Here is a 25,650-nt window from a genome sequence, read left to right as displayed (position 1 = left end):
CACCATGTACCCAGCCTTTCTTGATGACGAGCGCCAGATTGCCCCGGCGCGCGCTGTGCGCACCCAGTTTGACGACGGTTCTTTCACGCTGCGCTCTCCCATGGCGCTGCAACCCTACGCCCGCTGCGTAGGGGAATGGCTGGAGCGCTGGGCAAAAGAGACTCCAGATGCTCTGGCACTGGCCGAGCGGAGCGACAGCACAGAGGGCTGGCGCAGCCTGACCTATGCCCAGCTGCGCCGCCAGGTGGGCGCCGTGGCGCAGTCGCTGCTGGACCTGCGATTGCCCGCCGGGAGGCCCATCGCCATCCTGTCCGACAACGCGGTGGACCATGCGGTGCTGATGCTGGCGGCCATGCACGTGGGCATCACCCCCTGTTCACTGTCGAGCGCATACGCACGATCCCAGGACTACAGCCGCCTGCACAGCATGCTGTCGGTGCTGGAGCCCAGCCTGGTCTATGCGTCCGATGCCAGCATCTATGCGCCAGCCCTGCAAGGCTGGGACAGCGCCGCCGTGCGGGTGTTCAGCCGCAACGCGTCCGCGTGTCCGGGGGCGTTGCCTTGGGAGAATCTGCTTGCCGGGCAAGAGACACCCCAGGTGCAGCAGGCCATGCAGGCGTTGCTGCCCGATGACCATGCCAAATACCTGCTCACCTCCGGCTCTACCGGGCGGCCCAAGGTGGTCATCAACACCCACCGCATGCTCTGCGCCAACCAGCAGATGATGGCCCAGGCATGGCGCTTCCTGCAGCATGAGAAGCCGGTGTTGGTGGACTGGCTGCCCTGGAGCCATACCTTTGGCGGCAACCACAACCTCAACATGGTGCTGTGCCACGGCGGTACGCTCTACATCGACGAGGGGCGGCCCATGCCGGGGCTCATCGACAAGACGGTGCGCAACCTGCGCGAGGTGCAGCCCACCATGCTGTTCAATGTGCCCCGGGGCTTTGACATGCTGCTGCCGTTCCTGGAGGCCGACGACGGTCTGGCCGCCGATGTGCTGGCGCGCATGCGGCTGGCCTTCTATGCGGCGGCGGCGCTGGCTCCATCGACCTGGCAGCGCCTGCAGGCCGTTGCCCGGCGCGTGCGCCCCGCGCAGCCGCTGTGGCTCACCACTTCGTGGGGTTCCACAGAGACCGCGCCCGCTGTCACCACCGCGCACTGGCACCTGGAGGGGGCGGGCTGCATTGGCGCACCCTTGCCGGGGCTGGAGCTGAAGCTGGTGCCCAACGGCAGCAAGCTGGAGATGCGCGTGCGGGGCGTGTCGGTGTTTGCGGGCTACCGCAATGCGCCGCGCGAGACAGCCGCTGCGTTCGATCACGAAGGGTTCTACCGCATCGGAGATGCGGGCTATCTGGTGGACGCGGAGCAGCCAGACAAAGGCGTGGTTTTCAACGGCCGTGTGGCCGAGGATTTCAAGCTGTCCAGCGGCAGCTGGGTGTCGGTGGGCACCTTGCGGGTGGACCTGGTGTCGCAACTGGCGCCACTGGTGCAGGACATCGTGCTCACCGGGCATGACCGCGACGAGGTGGGCATGCTGGTGTTCCCGTCTGCGGCTGGTGCTGCCGATGCTGCGCGGCTGGAGCAAGCGTTGCAGGCCGTGATGCGTGCGCGCCGCGATGCCGGTGCGGGGTCTTCGCAGTGCCCCACGCGGGCCATGGTGATGGACACCGCGCCCGATGCAGATACCGGGGAGATCACCGACAAGGGCTACATCAACCAGGGGGCGGTGCTCTCGCGCCGCGCTGCGGCGGTGCAGGCGTTGTATGCCCATCCTGCAGCGCCAGGGGTCATCAGGGTCTGATTGCGTGGGCCCATGGCCTGCATGGGTGCTTCGTCGCGCAGCCGTTGTGCAAGCTCCACTAGCGAAAAAGGGGCCTTGCGGCCCCTGGTGCTAACGCAAGCGCCTTGCGGCGCCGGGTGCATCAGACAGTTGCGTCCTTCAGCTTCTTCAGTGCGCGGGTCTTGATCTTGACCGAAGCAGGCTTGGCGGGGAACCAGCGCTCTTCACCCGTGAAAGGGTCCTTGCCAAAGCGCTTCTTCTTGGCGGGTACTTGCTGCAGGCCGATCTTGAGCACGCCAGGCAGCGTGAACTCGCCAGAGCCCTTCTTGTGCACCGAGCCCAGGATGGCGGCTTCCAGCGCAGCCAGCACGGCCTTGGTGGCCTTGGGTTCCACGCCCGACTGTTCAGCCAGGTGGGCGACCAGCGTGGTCTTGTTGAACGCGGTCTTGATGGGCTTCAGGGCGGCAGCAGCGGCCACGGGCTTGGCAGCGGGGGCCGCAGCTTTCTTGGCGGCTGGCGCAGCTTTTTTGGCTGCAGGGGCTGCCTTCTTGGCGGCGGGTGCTGCGGCCTTGACGGCCACTTTCTTTGCGGGAGCGGGAGTTTTCTTTGCAGTTGCCATGATGTTTTTTCGTTGATTGGAATGACGATGGGCCCTGCCTCTGCGAGCGAGGACCTGCGTGATTTTAGGTGCGATAACGCCGGGCGCGATAGGGCCTGCATGCTGCAGGTGTTTGCAGCCGTTGCATCGAAGCGGCATTGCCTGCTGGTGCAGGGCCCGCGAGGCGGTCGCAGGCGCGTGCACTGCGACCGTTTTGTCCGCGCTGCTAGGTCGCCGTCTGCAGGCCCAGCACCGCGATCACGTGGCAGCCCGTGCCTGCGATGACGCAGCCGTGCCACACAGCGTGGGCATAGCGCACCACGGCGTCCATCGCAAAAAACACCACGCCAGCTGTATACGCAGCCCCGCCGATCACGAGCCAGGCCGCACTCACGGCGGGCACATGGGCCATCAGGGGCAAGGCCGCCAGCAGCGCCACCCAGCCCATCGCCACATACAAGACGGTGGAGAGCCAAGGTGCTGCGCGCCGCATGCGCAACTGCAGCCAGCAGCCCGCCAGCGCCGCAAGCCACATCAGCACCAGGGCCGTGATGTGGTGCCTGTGGCCCGGAGCACTCAACGCAAACGGGGTGAAGCTGCCCGCAATGAACAGGTGGATCGCCGCATGGTCCAGCCGCAGCGCCCATTGCTTGGACCGCCCCGGCGGAAGTGCGTGGTACAGGGTGGACGCGCCATACAGCAGCGCCATGGTGGCCCCGAACACCAGCACCCCCCAGATGGCGGCAGGATGCGCGGCGGGGGCTGATTGCAGCAGCTGCGGCACGGCGAGGCAGGCGCCCACCAGCGCAGCGCCGTGCAGCGCACTGTTGGCCACCTCTTCGTGCAGGTCCTGCGGCCGGTCGCTCACGGCAGTCTCGCTAATGGTGGGCAGGCATGTGCAGCCGCTCGCGCCACAACTGCCAGCGCGCGCGTTGCAGGGCCAGCAGCTCCACAGCGCCCCAGGCCAGCGCGCAGCACAGCATCGCCCAGCCCATGGCCCAGCGGTGGGCCTCAGTCTTGCGCGGTGGCGGGTACATCGTCGTGGTCCCAGCCAGCAGTGCGGGGCAGGTCCAGGCTCAGCCACCCGCGTTCATCGAACAGCTCATCGAGCAGCCGCTGCAGTCCGAACAGTTTCCAGAGCATGGTGCGCCTCTTTCAAAGGGTGGTAACTGCAGGCAAGTTAGCGCCCTTGTGTGACGGTTTCGCGTCGGTTCGCACAAACGCCACAGGCGGGGCATGCAGCTATCCGAGCCGTCCGGCGGGCGCTATCCTCGCCGCTTGGCACGCGCCCTGGCGTGCTCCACCCACCGAATCCTTCCCCATTCAACATGCTGCCCGAGCTTGCGGCGCTGGAAAAAATCCTGGAGCTGGGGGCGCCCCATCTGCAGGTGCAGGTCGTCCAACAGGTGTCTGTGGCATCGGGCCCGCAATTTCCCATCTATGCCATCGGGCTGGGCAACCCGGCGCTGGACGTGCCTGCCGTCGGGTTTTTTGGCGGCGTGCATGGGCTGGAGCGCATTGGTGCCGAGGTGGTGATTGCCTACTTACAAAACGTGGTCATGCGGCTGCAGTGGGACACCACCTTGCACCAGCAGCTGGAGCGGGTGCGCCTGGTCTTCATGCCCATCGTCAACCCCGGTGGCATGTGGTCTGCCACGCGCGCCAACCCGCGCGGGGTGGACCTGATGCGCAACGCGCCCGTCGATGCGGTGGACCCGGTGCCCTGGGGTATTGGCGGGCAGCGCGTGAGCGCGGGGCTGCCCTGGTACCGGGGGCGGGCTGGTGAGTCCATGGAGGCAGAAAGCCAGGCGTTGTGTGACGTGGTGGCGCAGCAGCTGCTGGCGCGGCCGTTCAGCATTGCGCTGGACTGCCACTCGGGCTTTGGCGTGAAGGACCGGCTGTGGTTCCCTTTTGCCCACACCCGCCGACCCATTCCGCACCTGGCCGAGCTGCATGCGCTGCAGGACATCTTTCTGCAGGCGCACAGCAACCACCAGTACATCATCGAGCCGCAGAGCGCGCAGTACCTCGCCCATGGCGACCTGTGGGACCACCTGTACCTGCAGGCCTGTCGCGATGTGCCCGCGCACACCTTCTTGCCGCTCACGCTGGAGATGGGCTCTTGGCTGTGGATCAAGAAGAACCCGCGCCAGCTGTTCTCGCGCAACGGCATCTTCAACCCGCTCATCAACCACCGCCAGCAGCGGGTGTTGCGGCGGCACCTGTCTCTGCTCGACTTTCTGTCGCGCGCGGCCTGCAGCCATGCGCGTTGGGTGCCAGCACCCGATCAGCGTGCACAGCGCCGTGCCGATGCCCTGGCGGCGTGGTACTGAGATGCCAGTGCGCCCGCCACGCCAATGGATCTTGCTGCGCGGGCTGACGCGTGAGGCCGCGCACTGGGGCGCGTTTGCCGATAGCTTTGCGCAAGCGGTGCCGGGCGATGACGTGCTGGCGCTGGACCTGCCGGGCAACGGCGAGTTCCACCATCTGGCGTCACCTTGGTCTGTACAAGGCATGGTGCAGGCCTGCCGCGCAGAGCTGGCGCGGCGCGCCGTGGCGCCACCCTACCACCTGCTGGCCATGTCGCTGGGTGCGATGGTGGCCACCGAATGGGCACGCGTGGCGCCGCACGAGGTGGCAGGCTGCGTGCTCATCAACACCAGCTTGCGGCCGTTCAGCCCGTTCTGGCACCGCCTGCAGCTGCACAACATCGCGCCGCTGCTGCGGCTGGCGTGGCGGTGGCGCTCTGCGGAGGCCGCCGAACAGGTGGTGTGGCAGATCACCAGCCGCAGCGCACCATCCGCTGCCGCTGGTGTGGTGGCGCAGTGGGCCGCGCTGCGCAGGCAGCGGCCGGTGTCGGCCCGCAATGCCATGCGCCAGCTGGTGGCGGCCGCGCGGTACCGCGCGTCTGCAGCGGCGCCCGTGGACCGCGTGTTGCTGCTGGGCAGTCAGGAAGACCAGCTGGTGTCCCGCCAATGCTCGCAGGCCATTGCGCAGGCTTGGGGGTTGCCGCTGCAGTCGCATCCGTGGGCGGGGCACGATCTGCCGCTGGATGACCCGCAGTGGGTCGTCGATGCCGTGCTGCAGTGGCTGTCCCGTAACGAGGAAACGAACGGGTAGTGGAGGCTACTGCGCGAGGCCGTTCAACCCGCCTTGTGCCACCAGCTCGCGGTACCACTCTGCATAGCCCGCGCTGCTGGGGTGCAGGCCGTCGGCGGCGTTCAATTCCTGGCTGCGGGTCACGAACGGGTCCCGGTCACGCGGCTTGAGCAAGCGCACGTAGTGCACCTGCTGCGCGCTGGTCACCTCGCGCGCCAGCGCGTGTAGCGCCTCCGACCGGCGTGACATGGCCCATGACAGGGGCGGCACAAAAAAGGGCGCGTGGCCCACGTTGCCACAAGGCATCAGCACCACCTGCTGCCCCTTCTGGCGTGCCAGCGTCACCGCCTGCTGCACCTGATCGCGCAGTGTGTCCGCGGGGGTGAAGCGGATAACGTCATTGCCGCCCGCCAGCACCAGCACCAGGTCATAGCCGCCGTCTGCGCGCTCCAGCTGCTGCACCACGTCGCCAAACTTGGCGCCGTTGGCCGCCAGGTTGTCGATGCGCCATTGAGGATGGTCCTGGTCCATGCGCCCGGGCAGGCTGTCTGCTGCAGTGCTGGCCCCGGTGCCCACAGCGGTACTGTCGCCCACCACCAGCACGCGCCGCGTGGGTTGCGGGGGCTGCGCGGTGTAGGGGCGAGCGTCGCGGGCCAGGTCGGCGGCCGTCCACATGCGCCAGGGGGCGCAGCCGGTCAGCAGCAGTGCGCCCGCAGCCACCGCAGCCAGGGTGGTCCATTGGCGGGTGGCGCTTTGGCGTGGGGGAGTCTGTCGCGTCATCGTGCGGTCGCTCAAAGTTGCTTTGGGCTCAGCGTACCGACAGACAAGGCGAACCAGCGTCGGCGCCGGGCATGGGCGGGCGTAGGACTGCGCTACGCCGGGCGGCCATGGGCCGTCACTGTTTGAAAACGACGGCTTCCAGCGCCATGGCACGGATGGCTTCGGCCGCAGTGTCGGCCTCGGCGCGTGTGGCGTACGGGCCCACGCGGACGCGGATACGGCGGCTCTTGGTGTTGTTCAGCTCCTGACGAAACGCGGGCAGGCCTTCGTTGAGCAGGCGCGCCTGGGTCTTGCGTGCGTTGGCTTCCTCGGCAAACAGGCCCACGTTGATGTAATAGCCCGGGGCAGTGCCCACCGTGGGCAGCGCGGTATCGGCGGTGGGCGCTGCTGCAGCTGGCGCCTTGGGCTTTGTAGTGGCTGCGGCGCGGCTGGCAGCATCGCGGCGTGCGGGGGCGGTGACACTGGCCGCAGGCGCGGGTGCGCGGGTCGATGCTGCTGGCGTGGCTGGCTTGGGTGTGGACGCTTTGGCGGCCGGGGTGGATGCCGTGGGCGATGTGGGCTGTGCAGGCGCTGGAGGCTCGGCCGATTTTTGGACGGCAGTGGCAGTGGCAGCGGCAGCGGCAACGGGTGGTGGTGTGACTGCCGCAGGCGCTGGTGCCACAGGCGCGGGGGTTGCAGCGGCAGCAGGGGTGGCGGGAGCAGCTGACTCTGGGGTTACCTTGGCGGCGGGCGCCGGTGGCGTTGTGGGCGCGTCTTCGGCCTCGGGCGCTGGCAAGACCCCTACGGGCTTGGTGGCTGATGCCGCCTGGGCCGCTGCCGTGGCCTGCGCCACCGTGACGGCGGGCTCCAATGCCAGCGGTTTCACGTCCGACGGAGACAGTGCCAGGTAGGCGATCAGTGCGGCCAGGCCCAGCACCACATTCGCCAGCACCAGCACCTGCAACCGCTTGCGCGAGCTGGCCTGCTTTTCGAGCAGCGCACAGGCTTCGGGCACGGTGCGCGATGCGGCCAGCGCGCGCGCAATGCGCTTGCGGATGTCGGCGTACAGGATGGCGTTGCCGTACAGCCCCGGCACGGCAAAGGCCAGCACCGCAAAGGCGCCCAGCACGCCCAGTTCGATGCCCACGGGCCAGTGCAGGAACGAGCGGCCCACGCCAAACACGATCAGAGCCAGACCCTCGGCCGCCGCCACATAGACCAGCGCAGCGCCCCACAGCTGGCGAAACAGCATCCAGTTCAGGGTGCACAGGCAGGCGGCCCAGTTCCAGGTGGTGGTCGTGCGGCCCGTGTCGTCAAAGCGCTCGAACACCTTCAGGTAGTAGTCCGTGTTCACGGGCCCCAGGGCCAGGCGCGACATGGCGGCCATGGCGTTGTCGGACGGCGAATCGAGCGACATGGCCGGGATGATGGAGGCGACAGGATCCGTGTGGTCGAGCATGGTCGGATTCTGTCATGCACCGGGCGGTGTGTTACCTGCCCAATCGCAAGGTGCTGCGCGGCGGCAACGGGTGCGCGCAGCGTGGTGGTGCGCTGCGGGGCGTCCGAGCAGGCCACTACGTGCCTGTGGGACGGGTTTTGAGTCAAATCGGCTGCAAGCGCTAGTCGAATATTCGCAAGCAGCTATCAATTAAATAGCGTTCGCTATTTGCCCCGTACCAGGGCCATGATCTGGCCCGCGTCCAGCGTCGCTGCCTTCTGCTGAATTTGTGGCAAGTACTGCGTTTGCAGCTGCTTGGCGGGCGTGAGCAGGCCCTGAAAGGTCTCGCGCAGCATGGCCGTGCTCATGACCCGGCCACCGGCGTAATAGCGCTTGGCTACCTGCCCCAGTGAGTAGGTGGTGGCAAACGAAAACGCCATGCCTGTGGCAGCGCCGCCCAGCCCGCCGATGGTGCGGCCCGCCACCTTGCCCAGCAGGCCGCCCATCAGCTTGCGGCCAAACTGCTCCAGGTACTGCGACGTCATGCCCACGCCAGCGGCGGCGATGAACTCCTTGATGTGGCCCTGGTCCAGCTCCACCCCATGCGCCTTGCCAATGCCGTAGACCATCTTCACCTGTAGCGGGATGATAGCCATCGACGCCCACGACTGCGGCAGCAGCTCCAGCGCGCCGTTGAGCAGCGCGTAGTTCAGGATGGATTGGTCCAGCTCTGCATCCGAGGCATTGGAGTGGACAGTGGCGGCTGCCGCCAGGGGCGCTGCCGCAGCGCTGCCCACGGGAACCGCCATCGGCACGGCCTTTTCGGCCACGTCCACCAGCGCGTCGGCTTGCTGGTCAAATGCCGCCGTCTGCGGGTCGCCCAGCTGCAGGGCCGCCTTGAGGCGGGTCAGAAACTCGCGCTCCGCTGCGGTCTGGCGGCCATCCACATCGCACACGCACACGGCCATTTCGTAGGCCAGCTGGCGGTGCATGGGCTCGCTCAGGCCTTGCACGGCGGCCTGCACGCTGGTGCGCTGCAGCAGCACGTCCTGGTAGATGCGCGGCAGGTCGGCCACGCCCCCGTCGCCCGCGAGCGACTGGGCAATACGGCGGATCTCTTCGCGTTCGGCATCGTCCTTGTTGCCATCGGCAAACGCGGCCAGAAGGGCGATGGTGAGGATGGATTTTTGCTGGTCCAGGGTCATGGTGTTGGTGTGGGCAAAGAAGGCAGCGCGCGGCGCGCTGTGGTGTCTGGGTCAGGTGCAGTCTAGGCAATGCGGTTTCAACGCCACAGCGTGTGGGGGATTGACGGCGTGGCCCCACATGGCGCCAGCACTTCGGGTTTTCCCTTGGGTAGTTCGGCGACTGTGCGGACGGCCGGGGCTTGCCTACAGTGCTGCCATCGCGCCGTCGTGGCGCACATCAATGGAGGATGAACATGGGTGCAGCGATGGTGGGTTGGGCACATTTGCCGTTTGGACGGCTGGACGGCATGGGCCTGGAAGACCTCATCACCCGCGCGGGCCGCGAGGCCCTGCAGCACGCGGGCATTGACGGCACAGTGGTGGACGGCGTGTGGCTGGGCAACCTCAATGGCGGCTTCACGCCCGATGTGTTTGCCTCGTCGCTGGCCCTGCAGTGCGACGACGCCCTGCGCTGGAAGCCCGCCACGCGGCTGGAGAACGCCTGCGCGTCGGGCTCAGCCGCCCTGTATGCCGCGTGTGACGCCATCGAAGCCGGCCGCGCCCGCGTCGCCCTCGTCATCGGCGCCGAAAAGATGACTGCTGTTTCTGGCGCCGAGACCACGCGCATCCTGGGCGACTGCGGCTACTCCGGCGAGGCGGGCCATCCGCCCGGTGGCTTTCCGGGCATTTTTGCGTCCATCGCGCAGGACTACTTTGCCGCGCATGGCGACCATTCGGCCACCCTGGCGCGCATCGCCGCCAAGAACCACGCCAACGGCGCGCTCAACCCCTGGGCCCACATGCGCAAGGACCTGGGCTTTGAGTTCTGCAACACCGTGTCCGACCGCAATCCGATGATTGCTGCGCCCCTGCGCAAGACGGACTGCTCGCTGGTGTCTGACGGTGGGGCGGCGCTCATCCTGGCGGCCGATGATGCGTTGGCCGACTTCCCCCGCGCCGTGCGCCTGCGGGCGCGGGTGCAGGTGAACGACTACCTGCCCATGGCGCGCCGCCGCGTGGTGGACTTTGAAGGCCCCCGGCGCGCCTGGCAGCAGGCGCTGCAACAGGCCGGGTGTGCGGTGCATGACCTGTCGCTGGCCGAGGTGCACGACTGCTTCACCATCGCCGAGCTGCTCACGTACGAGGCCATGGGCCTGGCGCCCGCAGGCCAGGGCCACCGCCTGCTCGAAGACGGCACCGTGCTGCGCAGTGGCCGCCTGCCCGTCAACGCCTCGGGCGGGCTCAAGGCCAAAGGCCACCCGATTGGCGCCACGGGCGTGTCGATGCATGTGGTGTCGGCCATGCAGCTCATGGGCGAGGCCGGCGACCTGCAGGTGCCCGGTGCCACGCTGGCGGGCGTGTTCAACATGGGCGGCTCTGCCGTGGCCAACTACGTGAGCATTCTGGAGCGCGCCCGATGAATATTGCCCACCTGCTGCGCCGCAGCGCCCTGCTGCACGCCCACCGGCCCGCGCTGCTGCATGGCGACCAGGTGCTGTGGAGCTACGGCACGCTGGCCGCCCGCACCGCTGCGCTGGCCGCCCATCTGCGCACGCGCTGTGGCGTGGCCCCCGGCGACCGCGTGGCCATCTACGCCGCCAATGCGCCCGAATACCTGGAGGCATTGCACGCCATCCTGTGGGCTGGGGCCGTGTCGGTGCCGGTCAACTACAAGCTGCATGCCAAAGAACTCGCCTACGTGCTGGCCGACTCGGGCGCGCGCATGGTGCTGACCTCGGAAGCGCTGGCCCCCGCCGTGCGCGAGGCCGGGGCGCCGCAGGACGCGGTGCTGGTCTTTGGCTCCGACGCATACCGCGCTGCAGTCGCCCACACGCCCATGGACGTGTGCGACTGCGCGCCGCACGACGTGGCCTCGCTGTTCTACACCTCGGGCACCACTGGCCGCCCCAAGGGTGTGATGCAGACCCACCGCAATCTGCTGGCCATGACGACCTGCTACTTCACCGATGTGGACGACATCCTGCCCGGCGACGCCATGGTCTACGCCGCGCCCATGTCGCACGGCGCGGGGCTCTACAACTACGCCCAGGTGCTGCGCGGCGAACGGCATGTGGTGCCGCTGTCGGGCGGGTTCGAGCCCGCCGAGCTGGTGCAGTTGGCGGCCAGCGTGGGCCAGCTCACGCTGTTTGCCGCACCCACCATGGTGCACCGCCTGGTGGACCATGTGCGCGCTACGGGTGCCGACGTGTCGGGCTTCAAGACCATCGTCTACGGCGGCGGCCCCATGTACGCCGACGACCTGCGCAACGCCCTGGCCGTGATAGGCAACCGCTTTGCACAGATCTACGGCCAGGGCGAAAGCCCCATGACCATCACCGCCCTGTCGCGCGCCCAGCTGGCCGACCGCGACCACCCGCACTGGGCCGAGCGCATGGTGTCCGTCGGCGTTGCGCAGTCGCTGGTGGAAGTGCGCGTGGTCGATGCCACAGGCCACCCCGTGCCCACCGGCGAGACCGGCGAGGTGGTGGTGCGCGGCGATACCGTGATGCCCGGCTACTGGAACAACCCCACTGCCACGGCGCAGACGCTGCGCGACGGCTGGCTCTACACCGGCGATATGGGCGCGCTGGATGCCGATGGCTTCCTCACGCTCAAGGACCGGTCCAAGGACGTGATCATCTCCGGCGGCAGCAACATCTACCCGCGCGAAGTGGAAGAGGTGCTGCTGCTCCACCCCCAGGTGTGCGAGGTGGCCGTGGTGGGCCAGCGCGATGCGGAATGGGGCGAGGTGGTGGTGGCCTTCCTGGTCGCAGGAGAGGGCGGTGCAGTCCCCGGTGCGGAGCTGGATGCGCTGTGCCTGGAGCACATTGCGCGGTTCAAGCGGCCCAAGGAATACCGGTGGGTGGAGGCGCTGCCGAAGAACAGTTATGGGAAGGTGTTGAAGACGGAGTTGCGGGGGATGTAAGCTCGTGAGTCTTCTTTGGCTGGCCCCTGCGGCGGTGATTGAACCGGTCGATGCAACACATGGGCTGCAGGATAAATAGGTCACTGCGCGTATGAAACACCTCATCTTGAATTGTCTTGTCGCTGCAACCATGGTGGTCTTCTGCAACTCGGGGCAAGCAGCTGAACTTTCGGAAGGCAGTGGACTTTCACCCGCATCCGCAGTGAAAGTTCTTTCAGCGGAATCTGAAGAGGATCTGTCCCGGTCCGTGACTGCCTGGGTTGAACAGCGCTACCCGCAAGACACCATCACGGTGCGCGGTTTTCAATATCTGGCGGATGATCGCGCTCTCCACGTTATCAAGACGTTGACCATGGAGGGAACGCATAGAACGATCTTCTTTGAAACGCCTGGGCTGCCTTTTCAATTCGTGCGCAAAAAGCCGTAGTGCTCGCAGAAAAGCGGGGCAGGTGAGGGCTCAATACCGGCTTCATCTACCAGTACACCCGTCACCCTCTCGGTTTTCAAACCCCGCCTACCATTCCCGACTCCCTCTTTTATCCGTAGCTCCTATGTCAACCACCCTCAAAATCGATTTCGTCTCCGATGTTTCCTGCCCCTGGTGCATCATCGGCCTCAAGGCGCTGGAGCAGGCGGCGGACCGGCTGCAGGGTGAGGTCGCGCTGGACCTGCACTTTCAGCCGTTCGAGCTGAACCCGCAGATGGCGCCCGAGGGCCAGGACATTGGCGAGCATCTGCAAGAAAAATACGGCGCCACGCCCGAGCAGAGCCAGAAGAACCGTGAGGCCATTGCGGCGCGCGGGGCGGCGCTGGGGTTCACCTTCAGCATGGACAAGCGCAGCCGCATCTACAACACCTTTGATGCACACCGCCTGCTGCACTGGGCCGAAGAGAAGGGCGTGCAGTCTGCGCTGAAGAAGGCGCTGTTCAAGGCCTATTTCACCGACGGGCAAGACCCGAGCAACCACGAAGTGCTGGTGCGCGTGGCGGGCGAAGTGGGGCTGGATGGGGCCGAGGCGCGTGCGCTGCTGGCTTCAGACCGCTACACCGACGAGGTGCGCGAGCGCGAGCAGTTCTATCTGCAAAACGGCATCCATTCGGTGCCCGCGATCATCGTCAACGAGCGCCATCTGATACAAGGCGGGCAGCCGGTGGAGGTGTTTGAGCAGGCGCTGCGGCAGATTGCCGCGCAGGGCTAAATGCTATCTATTTGATAGCTGATCAGGCATATTGCACTAGCGCTACTGGCATCTACGATCAAAAAAGGGGCCTGAGGCCCCTTTTTTGATGTCTGACCGATGCCCCGGCCACACCGGGCTACCGTCACTTGCGCAGCGGAATGGCGATGGCGCGGTCCACGGGAACAGCGGTCACGCTGTTCTGGGGGGAGCCGTCGATGAGCTTCTCTGAGTAGGTCAGGTACACCAGCGTGTTGCGGGTTGGGTCCACCATGCGCACGATGCGCAGGCGCTTGAACAGGATGGACATGCGTTCGCTGAACACTTCCTCCTGCTTCTTCAGCGGCTCGGGAAAGCTGATGGGGCCGACCTGGCGGCAGGCAATGGAGGCCTCGGCGCGGTCTTCGGCCAGGCCCAGCGTGCCCTTGATGCCGCCCACCCGGGCGCGCGATACGTAGCAGGTCACACCCTGCACGCCGGGGTCGTCGTAGGCCTCGACGATGATGTCGTGGTCGCGGCCGATCCACTGGAAGGCCGTGTCCACCGTGCCGATCTTTTCGCCCGATGCGGCCTGCGCTGCGCCACCCGTGAGGGCGGCAAGCATCACCACAGCTGTAGCGGCCAGCGTGCGCGCGGCGGTCATGCCGTGGTCTCGCCTTCGGTGCAGCGCTGAGCCAGGTGGGCCAGGGCTTCTTCGACCTGGTCCACCAGCACCAGGCACAGGTCGCCGGGTTGCAGGCGCGCCAGCGCGGCGTCGATGGCGATGAACTCGCCACGGATCTCTTCCACATGCGTGGTGCGCGGCGCACCGGCCAGGCCTTCGCGCAGCAGGGTCATCACTTCGCCGTCAGCGCGGCCACGCTGGGCGGCGTCCTGGTACAGGATCACGTCGTCAAACGCGGCGCCCAGGATGACGGTCTGCTCGCGGATGTCTTCGTCGCGTCGGTCGCCCGCACCGCTGATGACCACGCTGCGGCGCTTGCCGGGCAGGGCGTCCACGGCCTGCACGAGGGCGCGCATGGCGTCGGGGTTGTGGCCGTAGTCGGCGATCACAGTGGCACCGCGGTAGTCCATGATGTTGAAGCGGCCAGGGGCGTTGTCGCTGTCGTTCACAAAGCCCGACAGGCCCCGGCGGATGGTCTGCCAGGGCATGCCCACGCCCCAGGCGGCGGCCACAGAGGCCATGACGTTTTCGACCTGGAAGCCGATCTTGCCGTTGCGCGTGATGGGCACGTCGCGCAGGTGGATGGTCTCGCGCCACGAGCCTTCGGAGGCCACGATGGAGTCGCCATCCACATACACGGTGCGGTGGCCCTGGGCGCGGTGCGTGACCATCACGGGGTGGTGGCGGTCACTGGCAAAGTAGATCACCTTGCCGGGGCACGAAGATGCCATGGCCGCCACGATGGGGTCGGCGGCGTTGAGCACGGCGTAGCCCGTGGGCGCCACGTTCTGCACGATCACGCGTTTAAGTACGGCCAAGTCTTCCACCGTGGTGATGTAGTTCAAGCCCAGGTGGTCGCCCGCGCCGATGTTGGTGACCACGGCTACCTGGCAGCGGTCAAAGCCCAGGCCTTCGCGCAGGATGCCGCCCCGCGCGGTCTCGAACACGGCGGCGTCCACCTCGGGGTGCAGCAGCACATTGCGGGCGCTCTTGGGGCCGCTGCAGTCGCCGCTGTCGATCTGGCGGCCATTCACGTACACGCCGTCGGTGTTGGTCATGCCCACGCGCAGGCCCTGCGCGGTGAACAGGTGCGCAATCAGGCGGGCGGTGGTGGTCTTGCCGTTGGTGCCGGTGACGGCCACGGTGGGGATGCGGCCGTCATCGCCGTAGGCGAACAGCTTGTCCACCATGGCCTGGCCCACGTTGCGGGGCTTGCCGTAGCTGGGGGCCAGGTGCATGCGCAGGCCGGGGGCGGCGTTCACTTCGACAAAGCCGCCGCCTTGTTCTTCGAGCGGGCGCAACACGGTTTCGGCCACCATGTCCACGCCGCAGATGTGCAGACCCACCATCTGGGCGGCTGCCACGGCACGGGCGGCGACCTCGGGGTGCACGTCGTCGGTCACGTCGGTGGCGGTGCCGCCGGTGGACAGGTTGGCGTTGTTGCGCAGGATGACGCGCTGGCCTTTCTCGGGCACCGAGTCGGGCGTCAGGCCCTGCATGGTCAGACGGGCCACCGCGATGTCATCCAGGCGAATCTTGGTCAGCGAGGTGGCGTGGCCTTCGCCGCGGCGCGGGTCCTGGTTGACCACGTCCACCAGCTGGCGCACGGTGTGTTCGCCATCGCCCAGCACCTGGGGCGGCTCGCGGCGCGCGGCGGCCACCAGCTGGTCGCCCACCACCAGCAGGCGGAAGTCGTGGCCAGGCAAGAAGCGCTCGACCATCACGGTGCCGTAGTCGGCAGCGTTCTTGTAGGCCTCTTCAAGCTGGGCGCGATCGGTGATGTTGACGGTGACGCCCTTGCCCTGGTTGCCGTCCTGGGGCTTGACCACCACGGGCAGGCCGACCTTGAGGGCGACTTCCCAGGCTTCGTCCACGGTATCCACCGGCTTGCCCAGTGGCACGGGCACGCCAGCGGCGTGCAGCAGGCGCTTGGTCAGGTCCTTGTCCTGGCCGATGGATTCGGCCACGGCGCTGGTCGAATCGACCTCGGCCGCCTGAATGCGACGTTGCTTGGAACCCCAGCCAAACTGCACGAGGCTGCCGCGTGTGAGGCGGCGGTAAGGAATGCCACGGGCCACGGCGGCTTCGACGATGGAGCCGGTGCTGGGGCCCAGGCGCTCGTCTTCGTCCAGCTCGCGCAGGTCGGCGACGGCCTTCTCGGCATCGAACGTGCCGTTGCCCAGCGCGGCCTGGATGAGCTGCTGCGCGTCTTCAAACGCCTTGCGGCCCACGGCTTCTTCGCTGTACTCGACGACCACCTGGTAAACGCCTGCATCGGTGGTGGCGGTGGTGCGCGCAAAGGTCACGGGGCAGCCTGCCTGCGCCTGCAGGGCCAGCGCTGCGGTCTGCAGCACGTGGGCCAGCGACACATCGCCGCCACCGGTTTCGGGGTGCAGCGCGCCGATGGCGGGGAACAACGCCCGCAGGCGGGCTTCGAATCCGGCCATCTGGCCCACAGCGCGTTCGTTCTCGGCGCAGGTCACCACGGCCTCGATGGCCATGTGGCGGCTCCAGAGGTTGGGGCCGCGCAGGGCCCGGGTGCGGGATACATCCATGGAAGTCTCTTTCAGTGGTCCATCAGGGCACAGGGGCCCTGTTCAGGTCGTGGGATGTGGGGTGAAACAACAAACAAGGGCAGATGCGCGAGGAGCCATCACGACCGCAAGGCGGCGGTGGGGACCAGCTCGGGCTCGAAGGTCTTGATGCCCGCGCCGATCAGGTCGGGCGCGATGTCCAACGCCCAGGCCGTGCCGATGGCGGCCAGCAGGGCGTCGGTGTCGGGCACCACGGCATTGCGGCCAAAGGTCAGGTCGGACAGGGCACCCAGCACGTGCTCGGCACTCCCCGTGGCCAGCACCACGCGGCCGTTCTTGATGAAGACAGCGCGGCCGTTGTCCTTGGCGCGGTGCTCGACGATCACGGGCAGCGTGCCGTCCTGCGCATACAGCACTACATCGCCATCAGACAGCGGGGCGAGGTCGGCCACCTGCGGGATGGCGGCGTTGAGCACGGCAGCGCCTTCGGCCAGCACCACATCCACCTGGGTGCGCATCACCTTGGTCATCTGGTCCTGCTCGTGCACGTCAAACTCGGCCAGCGTTTCCACGCCATCCATGTCGGTGACCACGCCCACCTGGCAGCGGTCGTAGGCCAGACCATCGCGCAGGATGGTGCGGGCGTCGCTTTCGATCACGGCGGCCTGCACCATCTTGTTCATCAGCAGGCGGTGTGCGGCTTCCCAGTGGGCGCAGTCGGTGGCTTCCACAAGGCGGCGGTCCAAAAAGAGTCCATCACGGCAGGCCAGTCCGGTGTGGTGGCCGCTCAGGTGCAGCAGCCAGGCCACCACGCGCGAGATGGTGGCGGTGTTACGCGTGCCTGCCACGCCCACCAGGGGGATGCGGCCTGCGGGGCCTTCGTCGTCGGCGTCAGAGGGGAACAGGTGCTCTGCAATCGCCTGGCCCACAGGGCGCGGCGCGCCCACGGCGGGCTTCAGGTGCATCAAGAGGCCAGGCCCTGCGTTGACTTCGACAATGGCGCCGCCCTGTGCATGCAGGGGCTTGGAGATGTCGCGCGCCACCATGTCGATGCCGGCGATGTCCAGGCCGACCACCTTGGCGGCGAGCTGGGCGATGTAGGCCACTTCGGGGTGCACATCGTCGGTGCAGTCCACGGCCACGTTGCCGTTGCGCTGCACCACCACCTGCCGACCGGCTGCGGGCACCGAGTCGGCTTCGAGGTCCTGTCGCTTGAGCTCCAGCTGCACCTTGGTGTCTGTGGCCAGGTCGATGATTTCGAGCGGGTACTCTTCTTCGTAGCCCCGGCGGGGGTCGGAGTTGAGCTGGGCGTCGATGAGTTCCTTGACGGTGGAGCGGCCGTTGCCGGTGATGGTGACCAGCTCGCCGCGTGCGGCAGCCACCACCTTGCCGCCCACCACCAGCACGCGGTGTTCGTCGCCGGGGATGAATCGCTCGACCATCACGTCGCTGCCCTCGGGGTAGGCCACGTGGTAGGCCGCCTCGATGTCTTCCTGCTTGCGCAGGTCCAGCGTCACGCCCCGGCCATGGTTGCCGTCCGAGGGCTTGACGACCACGGGCAGGCCGATGTCCTGTGCTGCTTCCCAGGCTTCTGCCGGGCTGTTGACCACCTGACCTTCGGGGATGGGCACGCCGCAGGACTTGAGCAGGCCCTTGGTCAGGTCCTTGTCGCTGGCGATGCCTTCGGCAATCGCGCTGGTGTATTCGGTCTCGGCCGTCCAGATGCGGCGCTGGCGGGCGCCATAGCCCAGCTGCACCAGATTGCCGTCGTTCAGGCGGATGTGCGGGATGCCCCGGTCGGTGGCGGCGGTGACGATGCAGGCGGTGCTGGGGCCGAGGTACTGGTCGTCCACCTCGGTGCGCACGCGCGCCACGGCGGCCTGTACGTCAAAGGGCTCGTCGTTGACGGCCGCCATGATGAGCGCGTGGCCCTGGGCCAGCGCCACGCGCGCCACGCTTTCGTCACGGGCGCGAAACACCATGCGGTACACGCCGCGCTGGCTGGTGCTGCGCGTCTGGCCGAAACCCGTGGGCATGCCCGACAGGTTGAGCAGCTCGATCACGATGTGCTCCAGCACATGGCCGCACCAGGTGCCCTCTTGCAGGCGCTGCAGGAAGCCACCGCGCTCGCCCACGCCGCAGTGGTGTTCGATCAGCGCGGGCAGCCAGGCCGTTAGGCGGTCATTGAAGCCTGGGATGGTGTTGGAGGGATAGTCCTCCAGTTCGCCCAGGTCCAGCCAGACTTCCAGGACCGGCCGGTAGGTCCAGATATTGGGGCCCCGCAGATAGTTGATGCGAAGCAGTTGGATGTCGTTGAGTTTCGCCATGGATTGCAGCGGTTGTGGTTCCGGCCTTGGTGAGGGCTGTGCGGTAGGGGGACGAAAGGGAATTTTGTGGACGATGATTGTGCGCCAGTCCGGGGCCTGTGCGCAGTGTCAGCCAAATAGCTGCCACAGACGTTACAGGAGGATGCCGTCGCACCGTGGCGTGCAGTATCGGTGAGAATTCCTGCTTTCGCGAGAGCAGCCACCGCAGGCAGCCGGTGGCGGAAAACCCAACCAAAAATGCAACATCACCATTCTGTGGACGCCTCAGGTGTCTTTTCTGGCCCCGTGGGAGCCGATTTGCGGGCCATGCTCGCTTCCAAAGAGAACGTGTTGGCGGCTTTGCCGGTTGACCTGAGCGCCACGCTGCGCTTTGCGGCGGGTTGGGTGGTGGTGACGTCCGAGCGGCTGCTGGCCTGCGAGCCCGGCACCACGGTCTGGCGCAGCTGGCCTCTGGGTGAGGGGTTGGCTCTCAAGCTGCATGACCACGGCGGAGTGGGCTCGCTGGAGTTGCACAACCCCGACGAGCGCCTGGCCCAGTGGCGCTTTACCCTGGCGCACCATGCGCAGGCGCTGCGCTTGGTGCAGCGGTTTGAGCAGCAAAGCGCCCGGGGCGACAGCGGTGCCGAGGACGAGGCAGAAGAGCCTGTCTGCCCCACCTGCCACACGCCGCTGCCGCCGGACACCGAGGAGTGCCCCGCCTGTGCCCGCGCCCAGCCCCCCCAGACGTCCACCTGGGTGCTGCTGCGTCTGTGGCGTTTTGCGCGGCCCTACCGCAAACAGCTGGCGGCCGGTTTTGCGCTGACGCTGGCCTCCACCGCCGCCACGCTGGTGCCACCCTACCTCACCATCCCGCTGATGGACGACATCCTGATTCCGTTCCAGAACGGCAAGCAGATCGAGCCTGGCCTGGTGTTGCTGTACTTGAGTGGTCTGCTGGCTTCCGCCTTGGCTGCCTGGGGCCTGTCGTGGGCGCGCACTTACATATTGGCGCTGGTGTCCGAGCGCATTGGCGCCGACCTGCGCACCACCACGTACGAGCATCTGCTGCGCCTGTCGCTGGACTACTTTGGCGGCAAGCGCACCGGCGACCTGATGGCACGCATCGGGTCGGAGACCGACCGCATCAACGTGTTCCTGTCGTTGCATGCGCTGGATTTCGTGACCGACGTGCTCATGATCTGCATGACGGCGGCCATCCTGTTCTCCATCAATCCGTGGCTGGCATTGGTCACGCTGGTGCCGCTGCCCTTCATTGGCTGGATGATCCACACCGTGCGTGACCGCTTGCGCACCGGCTTTGAAAAGATCGACCGGGTGTGGTCCGAGGTGACCAACGTGCTGGCCGACACCATCCCCGGCATCCGCGTGGTGAAGGCCTTTGCGCAAGAGAAGCGCGAAGCCCAGCGTTTCCGTGACGCCAACCAGCACAACCTGGAAGTGAACGACAAGCTCAACAAGACCTGGAGCCTGTTCACGCCCACGGTGTCGCTGCTGACCGAAATTGGCCTGCTGGTGGTCTGGGCCTTCGGCATCTGGCTGGTGTCGCGCAACCAGATCACGGTGGGTGTGCTTACGGCCTTCATTGCCTACATCGGGCGCTTCTACAGCCGGCTCGACTCCATGAGCCGCATCGTCTCGGTCACCCAGAAGGCGGCTGCGGGCGCCAAGCGGATTTTTGACATCCTCGACCATGTGAGCAACGTGCCGGACCCCGCGCAGCCGGTGAAGGTGGACAAGGTGTTGGGCGCCATCAGCATGCAGGGCGTGGGCTTCCGCTATGGGAGCCGCGCGGTCATCAAGGGGCTGGATCTGGACATCCGCCCCGGCGAGATGATCGGCCTGGTGGGCCACAGCGGCTCGGGCAAGAGCACGCTGGTCAACCTGATCAGCCGCTTTTATGACGTGAGCGATGGCTCCATCCAGGTCGATGGCATCGACATCCGCCGCTTTGCGGTGGCCGACTACCGCCGCCACATCGGTCTGGTGCTGCAAGAGCCCTTCCTGTTCTTTGGCACCATTGCTGAGAACATCGCCTACGGCAAGCCCGAGGCCACGCGCGAAGAAATCGTGGCCGCCGCCCGCGCCGCGCACGCGCACGAGTTCATCCTGCGCCTGCCGCACGGCTACGACTCGCTGGTGGGCGAGCGCGGCCAGGGCCTGTCGGGCGGCGAGCGTCAGCGCATCAGCATCGCCCGCGCGCTGCTGATCGACCCGCGCATCCTGATCCTGGACGAAGCCACCTCGGCCGTGGATACCGAGACCGAAAAGGAAATCCAGAAGGCGCTCGACAACCTGGTGCAAGGCCGCACCACCATTGCGATTGCCCACCGCCTGTCCACCCTGCGCAAGGCCGACCGCCTGGTGGTGATGGACCGGGGCGAGGTGGTGGAAGTGGGCCCGCACGACGAGCTGATGGAAAAGCAGGGCGCCTACTGGCGGCTGTACGAAGCCCAGGCCCGCCGCGCTGAAGAAGACGCGCAGGCGGCGGGCGTCATCATCGACAGCAGCCTGCTGCACCCGGCCCACCCCGCCGGCAACCCCTGAGACGCTGTGAGCGACCCTGCCATGAATGCTTCCCTGACCCCGTCGTCGTCCACTGCTGCTTTTCAACTGGTGCGCAACCCGCACGGCCGCCTGGTCCTGACCCTGGCCGACGGCACAGCCCATGAGGGCGTGACCCCCGTGCGGGCCTTTCCCATTGCCGCACCGGGCGAGGGGCTCTCCCTGGTGGGCGCTGACGGCCATGAACTGCTGTGGGTTCCCCGGCTGGAGGCTGTGACGGGCCCCGCCCGGCAGCTCATTGAAGAAGAGCTGGAAGTGCGCGAGTTTGTGCCCACTATCCAGAAAATCCTTGCCGTTTCGAGTTTTTCAACGCCCAGCACCTGGGATGTTGAGACTGACCGAGGCCCGGCGCGCCTCGTGCTCAAGGCCGAAGAGGACATCCGCCGCCTGGGCGGACGCACCCGGTTGCTGATTGCCGGGGGGGACGGCTTGCAGTTCCGGGTCAAAGACACCACGGTGCTGGACAAGCATTCGCGCCGCTTGCTCGAGCGCTTTCTTTGATGGGTAGCGGCGGGGTCTGACCGGTTCCGCTCGCTCGGTGGCCCGGGCCCCGTCTTGCGGCCTGGAGGGGAAAGGGGGACTGGCGCGCCCCTCTCGCACCTCCCTTGTGCACGGCCCACGCCGTGCACCTTCCTGCCCGTTCACACCCAACGGGTGACGATCTGTAGATCGCGCTGTCTCCCGATGGCGTGGCGCTGTTGCGGTCCTGCACGCGCCCAGCACCCCTTTCAAACCTATTTCGGATGGCTATTGGGCACCTTCATGTGGCCTGTGAGGCGCTGGGTGGCTTCAGGAGGGTGGGTTTTTCTAGGGAAAACCCTAAATTTCGTTCAATCGGTGAAAAAGACCTAAATTCACCCTTCTTTTTGCCGTAATGAATGTACGAAGAGGCCAAAAGACCCTCTTACCTTTTGTTCAACTACGGGCCAATGTCATGCAAATGCCACCTGTCGATCGATCGCCGTCCTGGCGTCCTCCGGGCGCTGATTTGTATTCCACTGGTGCCTCGGGTGCGCCTCCGGTGCGTCCCATCAACGCTCCCAATCCTGTCGAGTCCATGGACAGGATGGGCGAGGGGGCGATCGTGCGCGAGCCGGACAAACCCTCGGCGCCCGAGGCGCCCAACCGGGACTGGACGGCGGTCAAAAAGAAAGACACCGTCGAGGAGCCGCCGGAGCCTCCCAAAGAGCCTATCTACAAGCAGCTGCTGGAGTTCATCCAGTCGATGTGGCGCGCCAGCGGCAGCGCGGTGGAGGTGGCGCAGGACGTCAACAAGATGACCCTGCAGGAGCGCCTGGCCCAGCAGGTCAAGAACGAGCCGCTGACCTACACCGACCCCAAGGTCAAGCGCACCGGCGGTGCCTGAGCAGCAGGCGCAGCCGGGCTGCCGGCCGTGAAGAGGCTTTATTTCGCGCAGTGGCAGGCCCGGTGCGGGTCTTGATGGCATTGCGCAGCGGTGGATTGCGGAGCAAAGGCGCCGCCTGTCGTTTGCGGGGGCGTGCGCGGTGTATGGAGACTGGCGGCATCTCCCAGATTCATACGGCAGTCTTGCTATTAAATAAATAGCTGTTGGCGCATATTCCACTGGCGCTTCAAGCCGATTCGGCTCATTTTTCTGACTTTCAGGCCTGACAGCCTGCTAACCTGCCAATGCCGTTTCTCAAGGGCGGGCCTCTGGCGCTGGGGGCGGTGCCGTGGGAGCTGCGGGTGTGGCCGCCGCTTGCGCTGCAGCACGCTGGCGATCGCGCTCGGCGCGGTACTTGGCGGCGAAGGCGCGCACTTCTGCATACGACACAAAGCCATCGCCGTCAGTATCGGCCTCGTCGAAGGCCGCCGCCAGGCGCGGAAACAGTTTCACTTCGGAGCGGCTGAGCTTGCCGTCGTCGTTGAAGTCCAGCATCTTGAATTCACGCTGGGCCTTTAGTTCGCCCGGGCTCACCGCCGCCGGCTCTGTGGCGGCATGGGTCTCCGCCTGAGCGGCAGAAGCGGGCACGGGTGAAGGCGAGGGTGTTTGTGCCAGTGCTGCACAGGCTGCCAACAGGGCCACCGTCGCCAGGACGGATCGTTGCAGTCCCATGGATGCCCTGTGAGTGCGAATACGCAAGGGGTTCTCCTTCGAAGTCTCAGCGTCCATGGTGGCACATGAGGGGCGATGGCGGCGGTTTGCAACTGGGGCTTTGCAGGGTTTCACCACGCGTTGCAAGACTTTGCAGAACTTTTCGCAGGGCATGGGCGCCGCATAGCAGCGGCTGCCACTGCAACCCACCCCGTAGCCGGGACTTCAGCGGTCAGGCCCCGCGACCCGTGCCGGATTGGAGATGCCGCTGTTCACATGGCCCGCAGGCACATGGCGCGCTGCCGAGGTGACGTGGCCGGTCTGGTCGTCAAAGAAGAAATCGGGCTCGAACTCGCGCAGAAACTCGCCTTTGGGCAGGCCGCCCAGAAACATGGCCTCGTCCACCGCAATGTTCCAGTCCATCAGCGTGCGGATGGCGCGCTCGTGCGCGGGGGCACTGCGGGCGGTGACGAGCGCGGTGCGGATGCGCATGCCGGTGCCACCGGCTTCGCCCGCCGACTGCAGGCGATGCAAGGCGGCCAGCAGGGGTTTGAACGGGCCGTCGGGCAGGGGCTGCTCGGCCTTGTCGGTCTCATGCTGCTGGAAGGCGGCCAGCCCTTCCGCCTGGTACACGCGCTCGGCTTCATCGGAGAACAGCACCGCGTCGCCGTCAAAGGCAATTCGCACTTCGTTGGGGTTGGCGTCGCCGGCCTGCACCGACTCCGTCACCACCCGCGCTGCGGGGTAGCCCAGGTGCAGGGCCTCGCGCACATCGGCTTCGTTGGCGGACAGGAACAGGTGCGCGCCCAGCGGGCGCAGGTAGCGAAACGGGTCGCGCCCCTGGGTGAATACACCGCGCTGGATGGTCGGCAGCCCATGGGCATGGCAGGAGCGGAACACGCGCATGCCGCTCACCGGGTCATTGCGCGACAGCAGCACCACCTCCACGCGCTGGTGCTCGGAGGTGTTGAACGCGAGCAGCTTGCGCACCAGCGAAAACGCCACGCCCGGCGCTGCGGGCACGTCGAGCCGCTGGCGCTGCAAGTCCACGTAGGCGCGGTCGTTGTCGTGCTCGAAGACGCGGTTCTCTTCCTCAAAATTGAACAGCGCGCGCGAGGAGATGGCCACCACCAGCTTGTCGTCGAGCGTTACAGCCATAAGGTCACTTCACAAACTGGTTGAGCTGGATGATCGGCAGCAGCACGGCCAGCACGATCAGCATCACGATCAGGCCCATGCTCACGATGAGCAGGGGTTCCAGGATGGTGGCCAGCGCCATGGCGCGGCGCTGCACCTCGGCCGAGAGCTGGCGGGCCGCACGCTGCAGCATCACCGGCAGTTGCCCGGTCTGCTCGCCCAGGCGCGCAAACATCGACAGCAAGCCCGGAAAGCGTTTTTTCTGCGCGAGGGCTGACGCCAGTGGAGCACCTTCGCGCACCAGCACCAGCGCGTCGAGTGCGTCGGCACGCAGCGCGCGGTTGTTCAGCGTTTCGGCTGCGGCCTGCAAGGCCTTCAGGATCGGCACCCCGGCGCCCGCCAGCATGGCCAGCGTGCCGGCAAACCGTGCTGCGTTGTAACCGCGCGCCAGCTTGCCCACCAGGGGCAGATTGAGCCAGGCGGCATCGAATTTCTCGCGAATATGGTCGATAGTGAGCGCCCATCTTGTTCCAAGTGCCATCAAAATGAAAGCGATCAGCATCACCCAACCATAGCTGCGCACAAAGGCGCTCAGGCCCAGCATAGCCACCGTCAGGAACGGCAGCGCACGCTTGGTGCCTGCAAACACGCTGGCCACCTGCGGCACCACATAGCCCACCAGGAACAGCACGATCACGATGGCCACCAGGGTCACGATGGCCGGGTACAGCGCGGCGCCCACCAGCTTGGCCTTGAGCGCCTGGCGCTCTTCCAGGTCGTCGGCCAGGCGCTCCAGCACCAGGCCCAGGTTGCCGCTGTGCTCGCCCGCACCGATCACGGCGCAGTAGATGTCAGAGAACTCGCGCGGGTGCTGCGACAGCGCGCGGGCAAAGGTGGCGCCCGCGTTGACCTCGGCGCGCAGCGCGGCGACCAGGTGGCGCTGGCGTTCGTCGTCGGCTTCTTCGGACAACGCGGTGAGCGCGCGCTCCAGCGGCAGGCCCGACGACACCAGCCCGGCGATCTGCCGGGTCCAGATGGCCAGCCCGGTCGCACTGAATACCGGCCGGGTGAACAGGCGCTGGCCCAGGCTGGCAGACCGGCCGTCCAGCGACTGACCCGTTTGCACCATCTCCACTGCCAGTGGCACCAGCGCCTGGGCCCGCAGCAGGCTGCGTGCGGCCTTGGCGGTGTCGGCCTCCAGGAGGCCTTTGCGGGTCTGGCCTTGGGCGTCCAGGGCTTCAAAGGAAAAAGCAGGCATGCAGATGCGGGCGTGGGTGGTGGGGCGTCAGCTTGGAAATCAGGCGGTCCAACAACGGACAGACATCCGCCGCGGGCCCCGCAGCCCCTGATGGTAGCCGCTACCCAAGGCCAAGCGCTGCCCGCCTGCACCCTTGCCTGGGGCATG

The 25,650-nt window shown here is 66.8% G+C and carries 23 protein-coding genes; 10 read left to right on the top strand and 13 right to left on the bottom strand.

The genetic code is table 11. The features are described from left to right. Window positions 1-4: 4 nt before the first annotated feature. On the top strand, window positions 5-1,804 hold the full coding sequence (locus ASD94_RS01340; protein ID WP_056637467.1) for a feruloyl-CoA synthase: 1,800 nt from the start codon (window positions 5-7) through the stop codon (window positions 1,802-1,804). Window positions 1,805-1,925: 121 nt separating this feature from the next. Here the strand turns inward: ASD94_RS01340 and ASD94_RS01335 are convergent, their stop codons facing one another. The 4 genes from ASD94_RS01335 to ASD94_RS24165 form a co-directional block, all read right to left on the bottom strand. After that, window positions 1,926-2,402 carry an HU family DNA-binding protein gene (locus ASD94_RS01335; protein ID WP_056637466.1) on the bottom strand — a complete coding sequence of 159 codons (477 nt, stop codon included), beginning with the start codon at window positions 2,400-2,402 and terminating at the stop codon, window positions 1,926-1,928. Window positions 2,403-2,607: 205 nt separating this feature from the next. Then, complete coding sequence (locus ASD94_RS01330) at window positions 2,608-3,249, bottom strand: hemolysin III family protein (RefSeq protein WP_056637465.1); 642 nt, start codon at window positions 3,247-3,249, stop codon at window positions 2,608-2,610. 10 nt (window positions 3,250-3,259) lie between these two features. Further along, window positions 3,260-3,418, bottom strand: a complete 159-nt coding sequence (locus ASD94_RS23815; protein ID WP_200954170.1) for a hypothetical protein — start codon at window positions 3,416-3,418, stop codon at window positions 3,260-3,262. Further along, on the bottom strand, window positions 3,393-3,524 hold the full coding sequence (locus ASD94_RS24165; RefSeq protein WP_255357408.1) for a hypothetical protein: 132 nt from the start codon (window positions 3,522-3,524) through the stop codon (window positions 3,393-3,395). The genes ASD94_RS23815 and ASD94_RS24165 overlap by 26 nt, the downstream gene beginning before the upstream one ends. Window positions 3,525-3,709: 185 nt before the next feature. Between ASD94_RS24165 and ASD94_RS01325 the strand changes: the two genes are divergently transcribed. Both ASD94_RS01325 and ASD94_RS01320 read left to right on the top strand, forming a co-directional pair. Beyond that, window positions 3,710-4,714 carry a M14 family zinc carboxypeptidase gene (locus ASD94_RS01325; protein WP_056637462.1) on the top strand — a complete coding sequence of 335 codons (1,005 nt, stop codon included), beginning with the start codon at window positions 3,710-3,712 and terminating at the stop codon, window positions 4,712-4,714. A 1-nt stretch (window position 4,715) separates the two neighbouring features. Further along, the gene (locus ASD94_RS01320; protein WP_056637456.1) at window positions 4,716-5,501 is read left to right on the top strand and encodes an alpha/beta fold hydrolase; all 786 of its coding nucleotides are present in this window, start codon (window positions 4,716-4,718) and stop codon (window positions 5,499-5,501) included. 6 nt (window positions 5,502-5,507) lie between these two features. Here ASD94_RS01320 and ASD94_RS01315 read toward each other — a convergent pair whose 3' ends face one another. The 3 genes from ASD94_RS01315 to ASD94_RS01305 all read right to left on the bottom strand — a co-directional run bounded on the left by ASD94_RS01315 (window position 5,508) and on the right by ASD94_RS01305 (window position 8,882). Then, window positions 5,508-6,260 carry an SGNH/GDSL hydrolase family protein gene (locus ASD94_RS01315; RefSeq protein WP_056637453.1) on the bottom strand — a complete coding sequence of 251 codons (753 nt, stop codon included), beginning with the start codon at window positions 6,258-6,260 and terminating at the stop codon, window positions 5,508-5,510. Window positions 6,261-6,375: 115 nt separating this feature from the next. Continuing rightward, complete coding sequence (locus tag ASD94_RS01310) at window positions 6,376-7,698, bottom strand: SPOR domain-containing protein (protein WP_056637450.1); 1,323 nt, start codon at window positions 7,696-7,698, stop codon at window positions 6,376-6,378. A gap of 203 nt (window positions 7,699-7,901) precedes the next feature. After that, window positions 7,902-8,882 carry a YcjF family protein gene (locus ASD94_RS01305; RefSeq protein ID WP_056637449.1) on the bottom strand — a complete coding sequence of 327 codons (981 nt, stop codon included), beginning with the start codon at window positions 8,880-8,882 and terminating at the stop codon, window positions 7,902-7,904. Window positions 8,883-9,115: 233 nt separating this feature from the next. Between ASD94_RS01305 and ASD94_RS01300 the strand changes: the two genes are divergently transcribed. The 4 genes from ASD94_RS01300 to ASD94_RS01285 all read left to right on the top strand — a co-directional run bounded on the left by ASD94_RS01300 (window position 9,116) and on the right by ASD94_RS01285 (window position 12,986). After that, on the top strand, window positions 9,116-10,282 hold the full coding sequence (locus ASD94_RS01300; protein ID WP_056637668.1) for an acetyl-CoA acetyltransferase: 1,167 nt from the start codon (window positions 9,116-9,118) through the stop codon (window positions 10,280-10,282). After that, the gene (locus tag ASD94_RS01295) at window positions 10,279-11,787 is read left to right on the top strand and encodes an AMP-binding protein (RefSeq protein ID WP_056637448.1); all 1,509 of its coding nucleotides are present in this window, start codon (window positions 10,279-10,281) and stop codon (window positions 11,785-11,787) included. Before ASD94_RS01300 ends, ASD94_RS01295 begins: the two co-directional genes overlap by 4 nt. A gap of 91 nt (window positions 11,788-11,878) precedes the next feature. Beyond that, window positions 11,879-12,214, top strand: a complete 336-nt coding sequence (locus ASD94_RS01290; protein ID WP_156391307.1) for a hypothetical protein — start codon at window positions 11,879-11,881, stop codon at window positions 12,212-12,214. Window positions 12,215-12,338: 124 nt separating this feature from the next. Continuing rightward, window positions 12,339-12,986 (top strand): DsbA family oxidoreductase, encoded by a 648-nt coding sequence (locus ASD94_RS01285; RefSeq protein WP_056637446.1) that lies wholly within the window; start codon window positions 12,339-12,341, stop codon window positions 12,984-12,986. A 124-nt stretch (window positions 12,987-13,110) separates the two neighbouring features. Here the strand turns inward: ASD94_RS01285 and ASD94_RS01280 are convergent, their stop codons facing one another. The 3 genes from ASD94_RS01280 to cphA (ASD94_RS01270) form a co-directional block, all read right to left on the bottom strand. Beyond that, on the bottom strand, window positions 13,111-13,608 hold the full coding sequence (locus ASD94_RS01280; protein ID WP_056637444.1) for a CreA family protein: 498 nt from the start codon (window positions 13,606-13,608) through the stop codon (window positions 13,111-13,113). Then, entirely contained in the window at window positions 13,605-16,184 is a 2,580-nt protein-coding gene (gene cphA, locus ASD94_RS01275; RefSeq protein ID WP_056637442.1) for a cyanophycin synthetase, read from the bottom strand. Before cphA (ASD94_RS01275) ends, ASD94_RS01280 begins: the two co-directional genes overlap by 4 nt. A gap of 98 nt (window positions 16,185-16,282) precedes the next feature. Next, window positions 16,283-18,490, bottom strand: coding sequence for a cyanophycin synthetase (gene cphA, locus ASD94_RS01270; protein ID WP_056637441.1), 2,208 nt, complete (start codon window positions 18,488-18,490; stop codon window positions 16,283-16,285). 237 nt (window positions 18,491-18,727) lie between these two features. Here cphA (ASD94_RS01270) and ASD94_RS01265 point away from each other — a divergent pair, with 237 nt between their 5' ends. The 3 genes from ASD94_RS01265 to ASD94_RS01255 all read left to right on the top strand — a co-directional run bounded on the left by ASD94_RS01265 (window position 18,728) and on the right by ASD94_RS01255 (window position 22,418). Next, window positions 18,728-21,034: an ABC transporter ATP-binding protein gene (locus ASD94_RS01265; RefSeq protein WP_056637439.1), complete on the top strand. Its 2,307-nt coding sequence runs from the start codon at window positions 18,728-18,730 to the stop codon at window positions 21,032-21,034. A gap of 21 nt (window positions 21,035-21,055) precedes the next feature. After that, the gene (locus ASD94_RS01260; protein WP_056637665.1) at window positions 21,056-21,553 is read left to right on the top strand and encodes a DUF1854 domain-containing protein; all 498 of its coding nucleotides are present in this window, start codon (window positions 21,056-21,058) and stop codon (window positions 21,551-21,553) included. 433 nt (window positions 21,554-21,986) lie between these two features. Further along, window positions 21,987-22,418: a hypothetical protein gene (locus ASD94_RS01255; protein ID WP_056637437.1), complete on the top strand. Its 432-nt coding sequence runs from the start codon at window positions 21,987-21,989 to the stop codon at window positions 22,416-22,418. Window positions 22,419-22,712: 294 nt separating this feature from the next. Here the strand turns inward: ASD94_RS01255 and ASD94_RS01250 are convergent, their stop codons facing one another. From ASD94_RS01250 to gspF, 3 genes are all read right to left on the bottom strand, one after another. Next, window positions 22,713-23,129 carry an EF-hand domain-containing protein gene (locus ASD94_RS01250; RefSeq protein WP_056637436.1) on the bottom strand — a complete coding sequence of 139 codons (417 nt, stop codon included), beginning with the start codon at window positions 23,127-23,129 and terminating at the stop codon, window positions 22,713-22,715. Window positions 23,130-23,333: 204 nt separating this feature from the next. Further along, window positions 23,334-24,266, bottom strand: coding sequence for a 5'-nucleotidase (locus tag ASD94_RS01245; RefSeq protein ID WP_056637435.1), 933 nt, complete (start codon window positions 24,264-24,266; stop codon window positions 23,334-23,336). Window positions 24,267-24,270: 4 nt separating this feature from the next. Continuing rightward, window positions 24,271-25,503, bottom strand: a complete 1,233-nt coding sequence (gspF, locus tag ASD94_RS01240) for a type II secretion system inner membrane protein GspF (RefSeq protein ID WP_056637432.1) — start codon at window positions 25,501-25,503, stop codon at window positions 24,271-24,273. Between the last annotated feature and the right edge of the window lie 147 nt (window positions 25,504-25,650).

The sequence above is a fragment of the Acidovorax sp. Root70 genome, from assembly GCF_001428225.1.
GTDB lineage: Bacteria > Pseudomonadota > Gammaproteobacteria > Burkholderiales > Burkholderiaceae_C > Acidovorax.
Note: the sequence above shows the minus strand (reverse complement) of the source record. Positions and strands in the feature narration are given on the sequence as shown.

Bases quoted from the DNA above. Each gene is read 5' to 3' on its own strand.
- ASD94_RS01340 (WP_056637467.1), top strand. From the start codon at position 5: ATGTACCCAGCCTTTCTTGATGACGAGCGCCAGATTGCCCCGGCGCGC.
- ASD94_RS01335 (WP_056637466.1), bottom strand. From the start codon at position 2,402: ATGGCAACTGCAAAGAAAACTCCCGCTCCCGCAAAGAAAGTGGCCGTC.
- ASD94_RS23815 (WP_200954170.1), bottom strand. From the start codon at position 3,418: ATGTACCCGCCACCGCGCAAGACTGAGGCCCACCGCTGGGCCATGGGC.
- ASD94_RS24165 (WP_255357408.1), bottom strand. From the start codon at position 3,524: ATGCTCTGGAAACTGTTCGGACTGCAGCGGCTGCTCGATGAGCTGTTC.
- ASD94_RS01325 (WP_056637462.1), top strand. From the start codon at position 3,710: ATGCTGCCCGAGCTTGCGGCGCTGGAAAAAATCCTGGAGCTGGGGGCG.
- ASD94_RS01320 (WP_056637456.1), top strand. From the start codon at position 4,716: ATGCCAGTGCGCCCGCCACGCCAATGGATCTTGCTGCGCGGGCTGACG.
- ASD94_RS01315 (WP_056637453.1), bottom strand. From the start codon at position 6,260: ATGACGCGACAGACTCCCCCACGCCAAAGCGCCACCCGCCAATGGACC.
- ASD94_RS01310 (WP_056637450.1), bottom strand. From the start codon at position 7,698: ATGCTCGACCACACGGATCCTGTCGCCTCCATCATCCCGGCCATGTCG.
- ASD94_RS01305 (WP_056637449.1), bottom strand. From the start codon at position 8,882: ATGACCCTGGACCAGCAAAAATCCATCCTCACCATCGCCCTTCTGGCC.
- ASD94_RS01300 (WP_056637668.1), top strand. From the start codon at position 9,116: ATGGGTGCAGCGATGGTGGGTTGGGCACATTTGCCGTTTGGACGGCTG.
- ASD94_RS01295 (WP_056637448.1), top strand. From the start codon at position 10,279: ATGAATATTGCCCACCTGCTGCGCCGCAGCGCCCTGCTGCACGCCCAC.
- ASD94_RS01290 (WP_156391307.1), top strand. From the start codon at position 11,879: ATGAAACACCTCATCTTGAATTGTCTTGTCGCTGCAACCATGGTGGTC.
- ASD94_RS01285 (WP_056637446.1), top strand. From the start codon at position 12,339: ATGTCAACCACCCTCAAAATCGATTTCGTCTCCGATGTTTCCTGCCCC.
- ASD94_RS01280 (WP_056637444.1), bottom strand. From the start codon at position 13,608: ATGACCGCCGCGCGCACGCTGGCCGCTACAGCTGTGGTGATGCTTGCC.
- cphA (WP_056637442.1), bottom strand. From the start codon at position 16,184: ATGGATGTATCCCGCACCCGGGCCCTGCGCGGCCCCAACCTCTGGAGC.
- cphA (WP_056637441.1), bottom strand. From the start codon at position 18,490: ATGGCGAAACTCAACGACATCCAACTGCTTCGCATCAACTATCTGCGG.
- ASD94_RS01265 (WP_056637439.1), top strand. From the start codon at position 18,728: ATGCAACATCACCATTCTGTGGACGCCTCAGGTGTCTTTTCTGGCCCC.
- ASD94_RS01260 (WP_056637665.1), top strand. From the start codon at position 21,056: ATGAATGCTTCCCTGACCCCGTCGTCGTCCACTGCTGCTTTTCAACTG.
- ASD94_RS01255 (WP_056637437.1), top strand. From the start codon at position 21,987: ATGCAAATGCCACCTGTCGATCGATCGCCGTCCTGGCGTCCTCCGGGC.
- ASD94_RS01250 (WP_056637436.1), bottom strand. From the start codon at position 23,129: ATGGGACTGCAACGATCCGTCCTGGCGACGGTGGCCCTGTTGGCAGCC.
- ASD94_RS01245 (WP_056637435.1), bottom strand. From the start codon at position 24,266: ATGGCTGTAACGCTCGACGACAAGCTGGTGGTGGCCATCTCCTCGCGC.
- gspF (WP_056637432.1), bottom strand. From the start codon at position 25,503: ATGCCTGCTTTTTCCTTTGAAGCCCTGGACGCCCAAGGCCAGACCCGC.